The sequence below is a fragment of the Desulfosporomusa polytropa genome, assembly GCF_055380075.1.
Window position 1 is genome coordinate 292,501 of the sequence record NZ_AP042400.1, and the last position, 13,981, is coordinate 306,481.

The following is a 13,981-nucleotide window of genomic DNA, read 5'->3' on the forward strand; positions in this document are numbered from 1 at the left end:
ATAGGCCAGATGTGGAAGTGGAGTAATCCATGCAGCTGACTGGTACTAATAGGCCGAGGACTTGACTTAAACCTCGTTTGCATGAAGTGCAAACATCAATGAATTCTAATGCGCAGTCTTTCTTCTGTGAAGTTTTCAGGGAACATACTACATTGGATGCTTCCCTAATTTAACATTCCTTGATAGCTCAGTTGGTAGAGCAATCGGCTGTTAACCGATTTGTCGTAGGTTCGAGTCCTACTCGAGGAGCCATTTATAAATGCCGAACGGGGCAACTCGCTTGGCATTTATAGTCTAAATATACGTAATGGCGGCGTAGCTCAGCTGGCTAGAGCATTCGGTTCATACCCGAAGTGTCCGGGGTTCAAATCCCTGCGCCGCCACCAATTTTTATAATAAAGATAAGCTTGTACCTACAGAGGTATGGGCCTATCTTTTTTTTAGTTTACCAGAATTTATAAAAGTAGCAGATTCCTTTGATGGAACCATTGCCGAGCTAGTTCTAGGTAGGGATGGGTATTTTGTATACAATATTTTTTTATTGAAATTTTTGTAGAATTTTCTTGCTTTTTTGCACATGCTATGTAATAATAATATTGTAAAACAAAATTGGATTAATCCATTAATCCAATTGAATGGAATGATAACTGTGATTGTACAAAAAATTGGCATACCTATTTACCTACAAGTAAAGGCGTACATTTTGGAAAGAATAAAAACGGGTTATTACAAAACTGGTGATAAGCTACCTGCGGAACGTCAGTTGTCAGAACAGTTAGGTATTAGTCGTAACACTGTTAGTGCTGCGTATAAAGAATTGCTTTTAGAGGGGATTCTTGATTCGGAGCAAGGGCGAGGGACTTTTGTTCGCGAACAGACGGCTGATATCACAACGGTTGGTGCTGATGTTGCGGGAAGTCGACTTGAGCGGGCGCTCAAGGTTATTGACACAGCTATGACACAGGTAGTTGAACTCGGTTTTACTGTTGAACAATTTGCTACGATTACGGCCATTCGAGCTAAAGAACGAGAACTAGCAACTCGTCAGCTCAGGGTGGCAGTTGTAGAGGGTACACGAGAATACGGTGAACGTTTTATTGATCAACTTGGACAAGTAGCTAATGCACGCTTTGAATCGGTTACTCTATCAGATTTAACAACAGGTGTTGTAAGAACTGAGTTTCTTGCGGCTTGTGATTTGGTGATAACAACATTAGATCATCAATCTGTAGTTGTTGAGATTCTTGGTAATAGTACCAAGTTAATGGCTGTAGCTACTATACCGAATTTGGAGGCAGTAATTAAACTGGCTCGTTTGCCGGTGGGTAGTGAGGTGGCTGTCATTGCCAAAACACAGGGTTATATCGATGCGCTGAAGCAGCTTCTTGCTAAGATTGGATGTAACAATGTTAAACTAACGCCTTGTATCGGGGAAGACAGGGAACAAATCAGATCAGGTATAGCCAATTTTAATGTGGTTATTACTGCCTGGGATTTGCAGAATGTCGTACGTCAAGTAGCAAGTGCAACACAGGATGTCATCACTTTTTATTATGAAATCGACCAGGGATCGCTCCAACAGGTTGCTAGCCGGTTGGTTGCAGAGACTGATAAAGCAAAGGAGTAGTGAAAATGACAAACAAGGTAAAGGTTGTATTAGGCGTAATTGGAGCTGACTGTCATGCTGTTGGCAACAAAATCCTCAACCACGCTATTGCAGCAGCCGGTTATGAAGTAATTAATCTAGGTGTACTGGTTCCGCAGGAAGAATTTGTTAATGCAGCTATTGAAACTGATGCCAAAGCAATACTGGTAGCCTCGCTTTACGGTCATGGCGAAATTGATTGTCGTGGACTAAGAGATCGTTGCCGCGAAGCCGGTATTGAAGATATCAAGCTCTATGTTGGTGGTAACCTGGTTGTTGGTAAAACAGATTTTGATGAAGTTGAGAAAAAGTTCCTTGGAATGGGATATAATCGTGTGTACGAGCCAGGTACGTTGCCTGATGTAGTGATTGCAGACATGAAAGAGGACTTGAAATAAAAGGGGTCTTGTGCTTTGAATAACATTTTACTTATTGATTTTGGCAGTACTTATACCAAAATTACAGCAGTAGATGTTGATCAGGAAAAAGTACTCGGCACAGCTAGAGGTATTACAACAGTTGAAACAGATATTATGGATGGTCTTAACCAGGCGCTGACAGCCTTGTTTGCAAAAACAGGTAAGCTTGAATTTGGCAAAGTGCTAGGGTGCTCAAGCGCTGCGGGTGGATTAAAAATGATAGCTGTTGGCTTGGTACCGGAGATGACTGCTGAGGCAGCTAAACGAGCCGCATTAGGTGCGGGCGCTAAAGTGCTAAAGGTGTTTAGTCACGAACTAAGTGAATATGAGATTGAAGAAATTGAAGAACTAAAGCCTGATATTATTCTTCTTGCTGGTGGTACTGACGGCGGCAATCAGAAGGTCATTATGCATAATGCCAAAATGCTTGCCGGACTGAATTTGGACGTACCAGTGGTGGTGGCTGGCAACAAATCGGTTACCCCCAAGGTTGTCAAGATCCTATCAGAAAAGCATACAGAAGTACGGCCTACTGAGAACGTCATGCCTAAGCTGGATGAACTCAATATTGAACCAGCCCGTATTGTTATTCGTGATATTTTTTTAAAACGGATAACAGAAGCAAAAGGATTAAATCGTGCTAATAAGATGGTTGACCGGTTGGTTATGCCAACGCCGGCCGCCGTTCTCAAAGCCTCTGAATTGTTAAGTCAAGGCGGAGATGGAGAGCCGGGACTGGGTGATTTGATGGTCATGGATATTGGTGGAGCTACTACCGATGTGTATTCTATCGCCAAAGGTGATCCTACGGTAGGCGGGGTGTCGCTCAAAGGTCTGTCTGAGCCGTTTGGCAAACGTACAGTTGAGGGTGATCTGGGTATGCGCTATAGTGCGGGGGCACTCTTAAAAGCAGCCGGTGCCGAGATGATTGCCAGCTATGCGGGAAGTTCACCGGAAGAAGCAACTGCTTATACTGCCAAGGTTGAAGCCGATATTGATTATCTGCCTCAAACCGATATAGAAGCAAATATCGAGATTGCCATGGGCAAAGCCTGTGTACGGTTGAGTACAGATAGGCATGTTGGTCATCTAGAGACCTATTTTACACCGTTTGGTACAAGTTATGTTCAGACAGGCAAAGATTTGACCAAAGTTGCAATAGTGATCGGCACAGGCGGAGTTATTGTCAACCATAATAAGCCTGAGGAAATATTGAAGGGTATTGTGTTTGATGAAACCAATCCCCAGACACTTAAACCTCGGCAGCCTGGTTTTTTTATTGATAAAGACTACATCATGGCATCTATGGGACTGCTCGGGGAAGAATTCCCGGCAACGGCTGTGCGAATGATGAAAAAATATATTGTTAACAAATAGAGATTAGAGGAGGCTTTTGCCACATGGAACTTAAAAACAAAAAGTGGACTCATGACGAGTTTAATGCCATTCGCCAAGAGGTTCTCAACCAATGGCCGACTGGTAAAGACGTTAATTTTGAAGAAGCTGTAAAATATCATGAAAACATTCCCGCCAAGCGTCATTTTGCCAAACGTCTGGTTAAAGCTAAGAAAAATGGTGAAACGCTCACACAACCGCGCGCCGGTGTTGCTCTTATTGATGAACATATAAATCTATTGAACTTCTTGAAAAATGAAGGGGAAGCCGACCTGCTGCCAACCACTATTGACAGCTACACTCGTCAGAACCAATATGAATCTTGTCAAAAAGGCATTGATGAAAGTCTTAAAGCTGGACGCTCGCTATTAAATGGTTTTCCAGCCGTTAATCATGGTGTAGCTGGCGTACGTCGGGTTGTTGAAAGTGTTGATGCTCCATTACAGGTTCGTCATGGTACCCCAGATGCCCGTCTTTTAGGTGAGATTACTATTGCTGCTGGTTATACTTCTTATGAAGGTGGCGGTATTTCCTATAATATTCCTTACGCTAAAAGCGTTTCTTTGGAAAAAACAATTTTCGATTGGCAATATTGCGACAGAATGGTTGGTTTGTATGCGGAACATGGTATTGAGATTAACCGCGAGCCGTTTGGTCCGTTGACAGGCACCTTGGTACCGCCTAGTATTTCTCATGCTATTGCGATCATCGAAGGTATTCTTGCTGCTGAGCAAGGCGTAAAGAACATAACCTTAGGTTATGGTCAATGTGGTAACTTAATCCAAGATATTGCAGCTATTAGAGCTCTCGAACAGCTTGCAGAAGAATTTATGACCAAGCATGGTTACGGTGATTGTGTACTTACTACCGTATTCCACCAATGGATGGGTGGTTTCCCACAAGATGAAGCCAAAGCTTTTGGCGTTATTTCTTGGGGTGCAGCAACAGCAGCACTGGCTAAAGCCACCAAGGTTATTGTTAAGACTCCCCATGAGGCGCTTGGTATTCCTACCAAAGAGGCCAATGCCATGGGTCTTAGAACTACCAAACAAATGATTAATATGCTCAAAGATCAGGCGTTCCCGCTGACCAGTGAGCTGCAGACAGAAATCAATATCATTAAAGCGGAAACTCGTTGCATCCTTGACAAAGTATTTGAATTAGGAAACGGTGATTACGCAGTCGGCTCGGTTCGTGCTTTCGAAGCTGGTGTTCTTGACGTACCATTTGCGCCGAGCAAATTCAGCTTAAATAAAATTTTGCCTGCCCGTGACAATAACGGTGCTGTACGTCTGTTCGAAGTTGGTAACCTGCCATTTACTCCAGACCTAGTTACCTTCCACAAGGAAAAAATGGCAGAACGGGCTAAAGCTGAAGGACGTGCGCCTAGCTTCCAAATGGTTATTGATGACATTTACGCCATTTCTAAAGGCCATTTGGTAGGTCGTCCACGCTAAGTCAATAATAATGAGTCATATATAGAAATGTAAAAGAAAGGAAGGCGAGATTAGGTAATTACGAGCAATCGTGACGAGAAGATCTCGCTTTCCTGATACAATAAAAAAGATAAATAAAAGGGGAGATTTTATAATGAAAATAGTTGATGTAGTTTGTTCAAAAGGACGTACTGGCTTTTATTTTGACGATCAAAGAGCCATTAAAGCAGGCGCTGGTCATGATGGCTTTACCTATATTGGACAACCGGTTACCGATGGTTTCAAAGCAGTACGTCAAGCCGGTGAAGCTGTATCAGTTATGATTATTTTAGAAGACGGCCAAATTGCTTATGGCGATTGCGCAGCTGTTCAGTACAGTGGTGCAGGCGGACGTGATCCATTATTCCTGGCTGAAGATTTTATCCCCGTTATTGAGAAAATGATTAAGCCTCGCCTAGTTGGCCGCGAGCTGGCTTCTTTCAAAGTATTGGCCGAAGAAATCGACAATCTGAATGATGCAAATGGCAAACGCATTCATACTGCACTGCGTTATGGCGTGACCCAAGCTATTCTTGACGCTGTTGCCAAAGCCAAAAAACAGCTTATGTGTGAGGTTGTTGCTGACGAATATAATACGCAAGTAAGTGAAACAGGAATTGATATCTTTACGCAGTCAGGTGATGACAGGTATAATAATGTTGACAAGATGATTATCAAAAATGCTGAAGTATTGCCGCATGCCCTTATCAATAATGTTAAGGAAAAACTGGGCGAAAACGGCGAACTGTTATTAGAATATGTTGGTTGGCTTCGCGATCGTATTATGAAGCTTAAAACTACGCCTGACTATGCTCCGGTACTGCACATTGACGTGTATGGAACAATTGGCTTGGCATTCAAAAATGACGTTAATCGCATGGTGGAATATTTCCGTCAGTTGGAAAAAGCTGCTGCACCTTTTACACTTCGCATTGAGGGTCCCGTTGACGTGGAAGAACGCGAACTGCAGATTAAGGTGCTTGCTGAAATAACTTCCCGCCTTCATAAAGAAAATATCAAGGTTGAAATTGTGGCTGACGAGTGGTGCAATACATTCCAAGATATTAAAGACTTTGCGGACAACGGTGCAGGCGACATGCTGCAAATCAAAACACCTGACCTTGGTGGCATAAACAATATTATTGAAGCAGTACTATATTGCCAGAAAAAAGGTGTTGGTGCTTACCAAGGCGGTACTTGCAACGAGACTAACCGTTCGGCAGAAGTGTGTGTGCATGTGGCTATGGCTACCAAACCTGTGCAAATGCTGGCTAAACCAGGTATGGGCGTAGATGAAGGCTATATGATTGTTTATAATGAAATGCAACGTATTCTTGCAGTGAGAAAATCACGGAAGTAATGTAAGAATTGGGGGTATTTGTTAGATGAAGTCCACAGTTACTCTGGGTCTAGGCGACCAACTCATGTATTCCAGTTATTTCGCGCCGCGTGGGCGCAACCGGATGTATATTCTGGGGCAGCAAATAAGCGAACGCTATTTATCGCCGCTTGATCGGCTAATCGGTGTCATTGGTGATGCCGGGGCCGGTAAGTCTTCGCTGGTAAAAGGTATGTTCCCTGGTTTGGAACTCACCAACGATGATGATGGTGTCAATATCCGGCCGCTGCCGCTCTTAAAGAATATTGACAGAGGCTTTTTTTCCAGCCATACCTATCATGTAGATATCCGGTTTGAACTGGCATTTACACAAATGCATGTTTTGGCGGAAGCCGTCCAGCAAGCGCTGGAGCATGATAAACGGGTTATTGTGGAACATTTTGATCTTTTGTACCCTGTACTCAAAACCAACGCTGATGTACTCATCGGCGTTGGTGGCGAGGTTATTGTTGTACGTCCTACGATATTTGGTCCTGTGCCGCAGGAACTACGTGATGTTGTAGTAAAAACGTTGCAGTACCGAAAAATGGCCCATACGGCAGAAGACCTTACTAACCGTATCTTAGTTAAAGAATATGGTGCTATCTTGGAGTTTCGTCATCGTGACGTTCACCACGGCTTTGTACTGGAATATCCACTGGAATTGTCCGTACCGTTATCAGAAGTAGAACGTAAGGTGAAACGACTGATTGACGAAAGTGTTAACATTAGCTATTGTGATGAAGGGCATATTAAAATTGGCGAGATGACTTGGATGTGTTCTGGTCCGCGCACTCATGTGCGCAATACTGATGAAATTGAAAACTTTCGCCTTGTGCCTGAATATAAATTTGACCCTAAGACTCGGACATATCTAATAATTGGTCTTGTTGGTCCTGCGTCCAATACGCTTGACGGATTTATGCTTTTGCATACCATTAATGCATAAAGACTGATTGCTGTTATAGCTTTTAATCAGTCTTGTTTTTCTTAAGGAGGTTACTATGAATGAACTAAAACCGGCGCAAGCCGGTACTCTTGAATCTAACGATATTATGATAACGATGGCACCAGGCGCTCAAGGCAGCGGTGTCATTATTGATCTTGAAAGTATTGTATTGGCTCAGTACGGCCCGGCGATTAAGCAAACAATTGCGGCTGTTGTTGCAGAACAAAACGTTACTGATATATATATTAAAGCAGTTGACCGGGGAGCGCTTGATTGTACGATTCAGGCTCGTACCTTAACTGCCCTTGCCCGGACGGGCGTCATTCTCCAAAAGGAGTTGATATAATGGATTTGCGCCGAACTATGCTTTTTATGCCTGGTAATAATCCTGGCATGCTGCAAAACGGTGGTGTTTTCGGGGCCGATGCCATTATTCTTGACTTGGAAGATGCTGTCGCTCCTCAGGAAAAAGATGCTGCCCGCCTATTAGTAGCCCAGTCTTTGAAAACTGTTGACTATGGTACTAGTGAAAAGGTAGTACGGATTAATCCGCTAGATACGTTTGCACGTATAGACATCCCGGCCATTGTGCCTTGTTGTCCAGATGCCATCTTGGTACCTAAGGTTGAAAGTTCAGAAGATATACAAGAAGTAGCTCGCTTAGTAGAAGTTGCCGAAAAACCAGGGCAAGCACAGGTGAAACTCATTGCTCTTTTAGAAACTCCACGGGGAATTGCTGAAGCTTATCGCATTGCTAAGGCCGACAAGCGGGTAGTTGCATTGGCTTTTGGTGCGGAAGACTATACGGCGTCATTAGGGGCCAAACGTACTAAGGAAGGTACAGAAATATTTACTGCCAGAACAATTGTGGTGAATAGTGCTGCTGCTGCCGGAATTCAGTCGATTGATACCCCGTTTACTGATGTTAATGACATTGAGGGACTTGTAGCAGACACCCAGCTTGCTAAACAACTTGGTTTTAAAGGTAAGCTATCCATTAACCCACGACAAATAGATGATATCCATAAAGTATTTAACCCAACAGTGCAAGATATTAATTGGGCTGAACGGATAATAAAAGCTATCCGCAAGGCTGAAGCCGAAGGTGCAGGTGTAGCTTCGCTTGACGGCAAGATGGTAGATGCTCCTATTGTTGCCAGGGCGGAACTTATATTGTATCTGGCCCGTTTATTGGGCCTGGCAGAGGAGGCTTAATATGAATCAGTTAACGAATGCTATTGGTCGTGACCTACCGGAATCTATTGAAGGATATGGTAAGGTACGGCCTTTTGCCGGTGCTTTTGCCACACTGCCGGATATGCCACGTCAAGCGCCAAAAGTTAAACGGGCTTTGCCTAGTGAGCAAAAACTGGTAGAAGATATTGAAACGATATTTAAACAAATTCCCATAAAAGATGGCATGACACTCTCTTTTCATCATCATTTACGAAATGGTGATGGGGTTGTCAACCTAGTGCTGGCTGTTGCTGCTAAGCTAGGAATTAAAAACCTAACAGTTGCTTTAAGCTCTGTATTCCCCGTGCATGCGCCGCTTGTAGAACATGTTAAAAATGGCGTAGTTGTTGGCCTTGACACGAACTATATGTCTGGTCCGGTAGCCCAAGCTGTGTCACATGGCTTGTTTCCCCGTCCGGTTGTGATGCGGACTCATGGTGGTCGTGCGCGAGCCATAGAATGTGGACAATTGAAAATTGACGTAGCGTTCATTGCTGCTCCGGCGGCGGATGATTATGGTAACGTAAATGGTGTTGAAGGTCCTGCGGCCTGTGGTTCGCTTGGTTATGCTATTCCTGATGCCCAGTATGCTGACCATGTTGTTGCCGTTACGGATCATCTGATGCCTTATCCGCTATCTCCTATTTCTATTCCCCAAACGCGCGTTGACTATGTAGTAAAAGTAGATTGTATTGGTGATCCGAAAGGTATTGTTTCCGGTACGACAAAAATAACTCGCGATCCTGTTGGTCTCAAAATTGCGGAAACAACTGCCAAAGTAATTAAAGCTGCTGGTTTGATTAAAGATGATTTTTCCTTCCAAACCGGAGCTGGCGGTGCGTCACTGGCTGCTGCTTATTATGTTCGTCAGATGATGGAAGAAGCTGGCGTTACAGGTAGTTTTGCCTTAGGCGGTATAACTGGCTATATGGTAGAAATGCTGGAAGCTGGGCTCTTTAGAAAACTGATTGATGTACAGGGTTTTGATCTTGATGCTGTGAGGTCTATAGCATCCAATCCTAAACATTTGGAAGTAAGCGCTGATTTTTATGCCAGTCCATTTAACATGGGGGCTGCTGTAAATAAGCTGGATGTAGTGGTGCTTGGAGCTACTGAGATCGATACGAATTTTAATGTAAATGTAGTCACAGGCTCAGATGGCGTTGTAATGGGCGGCTCAGGCGGACACAGTGATGCGGCTGCTGGTGCCAAGATGACCATTATTGTTGCAAATTTATTGCGCGGTCGTCTGCCAATTATCAAGGGTCAAGTCTTAACGGCGACTACTCCTGGTGAGACCATCGATGTGTTGGTTACCGAACGCGGTGTAGCCGTTAATCCGAACCGTACTGATCTATATGAAAAATTTAAAGCGGCAGGCTTGCCGTTAAAAACGGTAGAAGAACTTAAAATACTGGCTGAAAAAATGGCTGGTGTACCTGAAAGTATTACTACTGGCGAAAAAATTGTTGCCGTTGTTGAATATCGCGACGGTACTGTGATTGATGTAGTGCGTCAATCAAAATAAGGGCAGTAAACTGAGATTGCTTCGTATATATACCTTGAATGACTGCCCCTATCGTCATTGTGAGGAAAAACGGGGCAATCTTGGTTTTTTACTATGGTTTGCACTGGTGGTTAAGGAGGCAATAATATGTGGGGTAACTATGATATACGAGAAATTAACCTTGATAGTTCACGGGAAGTAGAGGATGTTCGTGCTTTTCTCGCCGCTTTTGACCTTGCTTTTACTGCTGATGTTGACTATACAATTGCCTTTTATCAAGATGATGAGATGGTTGCTACTGGTTCACTTGCAGGGGAAGTGCTACGCAATATTGCTGTATCTCCTCAACTGCAGGGCGAGGGCTTGACCGCTGATGTGGTAAGTCGCCTTATACAGCAAGCCGGGCAGCGTGGTATTTATCACTACTTTATTTATACGAAACCCAATGCTGCGCCTATGTTTACGGCATTAGGATTTAAGGAGTTAGCTCGAAGTGAACCACATGCAGTACTATTAGAGGCTGGAATAGGCTCAATTGACGATTATTGCCGGGAAATAACCCAAAAAGCTGAAAAGTTGCCATTGGGTTCGCGGGCTGCCCTGGTAGTCAATTGTAATCCATTTACCTTGGGGCATAGGGCTGTAATCGCTAAAGCTGCAAAAGATAACCAAGCGGTGGTGGTGCTTGTTGTCAGTGAAGAGCGCTCATTGTTTCCCTTTTCGGTTCGTTTGCGCTTAGTGCAGGAAGGACTGGCTGAATTCGACAATATAGTAGTGTTGCCTGCCGGTAAATACATTATTTCCGCAGCGACCTTTCCCGGTTATTTTACTCGCGGGGAAGCTACTATTATCGCGCAGACACGCCTTGATGCTACGATATTTGCCCGTTACATTGCACCGGCACTGGCCATTACCAGGCGCTATGTAGGAGAAGAACCTTATTGTGCAACGACTTGCAGCTATAATGATGCATTGGCCGCTATTTTACCGAAATATGGGCTTGGGCTTGAGATTATACCCCGGCTTGCTGTTGACGGCAAGGTTATAAGTGCATCACAGGTAAGGGAGTTCATCCGTCAGGATAATTGGCCTGCGATTAAAGAATTGGTTCCTGAAACTACATACAAGTATTTAATCTCGCCAGAAGCTCAATCAGTGATTGCTAAAATTAAAGCAGTGGATTCGCGGCATTGAAAATTAATGCAATGACAGGTACAATAGTAGCATATAAAATTGGTAATTGACTTACGCTAGTAGAAAATCATGAGTTTGTTACCAAAGCATAGGGGGCTTATAATAATATGGATATAGGCGAAGCAGCATTAAAACTTCACCGTGATAACCAAGGAAAATTGGCAGTAACTTCAAAAGTACCATTATCTTCTAAACATGACCTTAGTTTGGCTTACACGCCAGGGGTTGCAACACCGTGCATGGAAATAAAAAATAACAAAGAGTTGTCTTTTGAACTTACCTGTCGTGGCAATATGATTGCCGTTGTTTCCGATGGTACCCGGGTGCTAGGTCTGGGTGACATTGGGCCAGAAGCAGCTCTGCCGGTAATGGAAGGCAAATCTGTTTTATTTAAGGTGTTTGGCGATGTTGATGCTGTGCCTATTTGCCTTGACACTAAAGATCCTGATAAAATTATTGAAACAGTTAAGCTTTTGCAGCCTAATTTTGCCGGGATTAATTTGGAGGACTTATCTTCCCCAAAATGCTATGACATTGAAGATGCGTTAAAAGAACAAATGGACATTCCGGTTTTCCATGACGACCAACATGGAACAGCTATTGCTGCTGTATCTGCGCTTATGGGCGCGTTGCGTTTTGTGAAAAAAGAGCTGGCAACAGCTAAAATTGTTGTTAATGGTGCTGGTGCTGCCGGTACTGCCATCGGGCGTCTGCTGGTGAATGCCGGTGCTAAAAACGTATTTATGGTAGATGTTCACGGCGTTCTGTACAAGGGTATGCCTGGCCTTAATCGTATTCAGACTGAATTAGCTAAGGTCACCAACTTGACCAAGCTAGAGGGCAATCTGGAATTTGTGTCCCAACATGCTGATGCGTTGATTGGTGTATCGGCTCCCGGAGCCTTTACCAAAGAGATTATCCAAAGTATGAACTCAGATGCTATTGTGATTGCCATGGCTAATCCGATACCTGAAATAAGTTATGAGGAAGCCAGAGCTGCTGGTGCCAGAATCGCTGGGACAGGACGTTCTGATGCTCCCAATCAAGTTAATAATGTAACTGTGTTCCCAGGCGTGTTCCGGGGAGCGATTGACGTAAGAGCTCGTCAAATCAATGAAGCTATGAAGATTGCAGCTGTTAATGCGATTAGTAATCTAATTCCGGAAAATGAGCTCAGAGAAGACTATATTGTGCCTGATCCCTTCGATCCACGGGTTGCGCCTGCCGTTGCTGCCGCTGTAGCTAAGGCTGCTATGGAAACCGGTGTAGCCCGGATCAAAGTTGATCCTGAAGAAATTCGTAAAAGAACAGCTGAACGGATTAAGCGTAACCGTTAAGTTAGGAGGAAAGAATGCGTACAATTGATGCCTCGCAAATCACAGCAGCTGTTGCCAAGCTGGCTGTTGATGCTAATTATTATTTAGGTGACGATATGCGCAATGCGTTACAGACGGCCCAAGAGCAAGAGGAGTCACCACTGGGGAAAGCTATTATTGGACAGTTGGTAGAAAACGCCTGCATTGCCCGTGATGAACAAGTTCCTATCTGCCAAGATACTGGTATGGCTGTTATATTTATGGAAATTGGCCAAGAGGTTCATATTACTGGCGGCGATTTGTTTGATGCCGTTAATGCAGGAGTAGCCAAGGGTTACACTGAAGGCTATTTAAGAAAATCAGTGGTATCAGAGCCGCTGTTCAATCGTAAAAATACGGGCGACAATACACCGGCTGTGTTACATACCACCATCGTTCCAGGTGATAAAATTAAGATTGTCCTGGCTCCTAAAGGCTTTGGCAGTGAAAATATGAGCGCACTCAAAATGTACAAGCCGTCCGATGGATTGCCGGCAATTAAGAAGTTTCTAGTAGACACTATCTTTAATGCTGGTCCTAATCCCTGTCCGCCCATTGTTGTCGGTATGGGTATCGGCGGTACGATGGAGAAAGCCGCTTTTTTGGCCAAAAAGGCCTTAATTCGTCCTGTTAATCAGCGAAATTCCCATCCTGAATATGCTAAACTTGAACAAGAATTCCTAGAACTAGTCAATCAAACAGGAGTGGGAGCGCAAGGACTTGGTGGGAAGATAACCGCACTGGCTGTTAATATTGAATACTATCCAACTCACATCGCTGGTTTGCCTGTGGCGATCAATATCAATTGTCATGCCACGCGTCATGCTGAGATTGAGTTATAGAGAGGTATTAGAGATGGAAAATACAATAAAAATTGTTACACCGTTGACTGAAGATAAAGTCCGTAACCTTAAAGCTGGCGATTTTGTTCTGATTACCGGAACCATTTATACTTCAAGGGATGCTGCTCACAAACGCATGGTTGAAGCTTTAGACAGAGGTGAAAAGCTCCCAGTTGACTTTAAAGATCAAATCATCTATTATGTTGGGCCAGCACCTGCTAAACCCGGCCAGGCAATTGGTTCTGCGGGACCAACTACCAGTAGTCGTATGGATGCCTATGCGCCGCGTATGCTTGAGGAAGGCTTACGCGGGATGATTGGCAAGGGCTACCGTTCACCGGCTGTTGTTGACTCGATGAAAAAAAATGGTGCAGTATATTTTGCTGCCACCGGTGGTGCAGCTGCCTTGATTGCCAAAAGCATCAAAAAATATGAAGTTTTGGCTTATGAAGATCTTGGGCCAGAGGCACTGGCACGTTTGACTGTAGAGGACTTCCCGGCCATTGTTGTTATTGACAGCGAAGGTCGAAACTTCTACGAAGAAGGACAGGCAAAGTACCGTACTATCAATTCTTAATAAATCTTT

The 13,981-nt window shown here is 43.9% G+C and carries 13 protein-coding genes, 2 tRNA genes and 1 rRNA gene (1 of these 16 cut by a window edge); all 16 read left to right on the forward strand.

What is annotated here, in order from left to right:
- Nucleotides 1–69 (forward strand): 23S ribosomal RNA (locus tag ACZ449_RS02910); it begins 2,848 nt to the left of the window's first position.
- A 107-nt stretch (nucleotides 70–176) separates the two neighbouring features.
- Nucleotides 177–252, forward strand: a tRNA-Asn gene (locus ACZ449_RS02915).
- Between the two features lie 57 nt (nucleotides 253–309).
- Nucleotides 310–386: transfer RNA gene (locus ACZ449_RS02920), tRNA-Met, on the forward strand.
- A gap of 263 nt (nucleotides 387–649) precedes the next feature.
- Nucleotides 650–1,627, forward strand: a complete 978-nt coding sequence (locus ACZ449_RS02925; RefSeq protein ID WP_464259573.1) for a GntR family transcriptional regulator — start codon at nucleotides 650–652, stop codon at nucleotides 1,625–1,627.
- A 5-nt stretch (nucleotides 1,628–1,632) separates the two neighbouring features.
- Entirely contained in the window at nucleotides 1,633–2,043 is a 411-nt protein-coding gene (gene glmS, locus ACZ449_RS02930; RefSeq protein ID WP_464259574.1) for a methylaspartate mutase subunit S, read from the forward strand.
- A gap of 15 nt (nucleotides 2,044–2,058) precedes the next feature.
- The gene (gene glmL / locus ACZ449_RS02935) at nucleotides 2,059–3,441 is read left to right on the forward strand and encodes a methylaspartate mutase accessory protein GlmL (protein ID WP_464259575.1); all 1,383 of its coding nucleotides are present in this window, start codon (nucleotides 2,059–2,061) and stop codon (nucleotides 3,439–3,441) included.
- A gap of 23 nt (nucleotides 3,442–3,464) precedes the next feature.
- Complete coding sequence (locus ACZ449_RS02940; RefSeq protein ID WP_464259576.1) at nucleotides 3,465–4,916, forward strand: methylaspartate mutase subunit E; 1,452 nt, start codon at nucleotides 3,465–3,467, stop codon at nucleotides 4,914–4,916.
- 133 nt (nucleotides 4,917–5,049) lie between these two features.
- Nucleotides 5,050–6,294 carry a methylaspartate ammonia-lyase gene (locus ACZ449_RS02945; protein WP_464259577.1) on the forward strand — a complete coding sequence of 415 codons (1,245 nt, stop codon included), beginning with the start codon at nucleotides 5,050–5,052 and terminating at the stop codon, nucleotides 6,292–6,294.
- Between the two features lie 25 nt (nucleotides 6,295–6,319).
- The gene (locus tag ACZ449_RS02950) at nucleotides 6,320–7,261 is read left to right on the forward strand and encodes an alanine-tRNA synthetase second additional domain-containing protein (protein WP_464259578.1); all 942 of its coding nucleotides are present in this window, start codon (nucleotides 6,320–6,322) and stop codon (nucleotides 7,259–7,261) included.
- 55 nt (nucleotides 7,262–7,316) lie between these two features.
- On the forward strand, nucleotides 7,317–7,607 hold the full coding sequence (citD, locus tag ACZ449_RS02955) for a citrate lyase acyl carrier protein (RefSeq protein ID WP_464259579.1): 291 nt from the start codon (nucleotides 7,317–7,319) through the stop codon (nucleotides 7,605–7,607).
- Nucleotides 7,607–8,476, forward strand: a complete 870-nt coding sequence (locus ACZ449_RS02960) for an HpcH/HpaI aldolase/citrate lyase family protein (RefSeq protein ID WP_464259580.1) — start codon at nucleotides 7,607–7,609, stop codon at nucleotides 8,474–8,476. The genes citD and ACZ449_RS02960 overlap by 1 nt, the downstream gene beginning before the upstream one ends.
- Before the next feature lies 1 nt (nucleotide 8,477).
- Nucleotides 8,478–10,025, forward strand: a complete 1,548-nt coding sequence (gene citF, locus ACZ449_RS02965) for a citrate lyase subunit alpha (RefSeq protein ID WP_464259581.1) — start codon at nucleotides 8,478–8,480, stop codon at nucleotides 10,023–10,025.
- Between the two features lie 126 nt (nucleotides 10,026–10,151).
- On the forward strand, nucleotides 10,152–11,198 hold the full coding sequence (citC, locus tag ACZ449_RS02970) for a [citrate (pro-3S)-lyase] ligase (RefSeq protein WP_464259582.1): 1,047 nt from the start codon (nucleotides 10,152–10,154) through the stop codon (nucleotides 11,196–11,198).
- A 107-nt stretch (nucleotides 11,199–11,305) separates the two neighbouring features.
- Entirely contained in the window at nucleotides 11,306–12,535 is a 1,230-nt protein-coding gene (locus ACZ449_RS02975) for an NAD(P)-dependent malic enzyme (protein WP_464259583.1), read from the forward strand.
- A gap of 14 nt (nucleotides 12,536–12,549) precedes the next feature.
- Nucleotides 12,550–13,395 (forward strand): fumarate hydratase, encoded by an 846-nt coding sequence (locus ACZ449_RS02980; RefSeq protein WP_464259584.1) that lies wholly within the window; start codon nucleotides 12,550–12,552, stop codon nucleotides 13,393–13,395.
- 13 nt (nucleotides 13,396–13,408) lie between these two features.
- Complete coding sequence (locus tag ACZ449_RS02985) at nucleotides 13,409–13,972, forward strand: Fe-S-containing hydro-lyase (RefSeq protein WP_464259585.1); 564 nt, start codon at nucleotides 13,409–13,411, stop codon at nucleotides 13,970–13,972.
- Nucleotides 13,973–13,981: the final 9 nt, after the last annotated feature.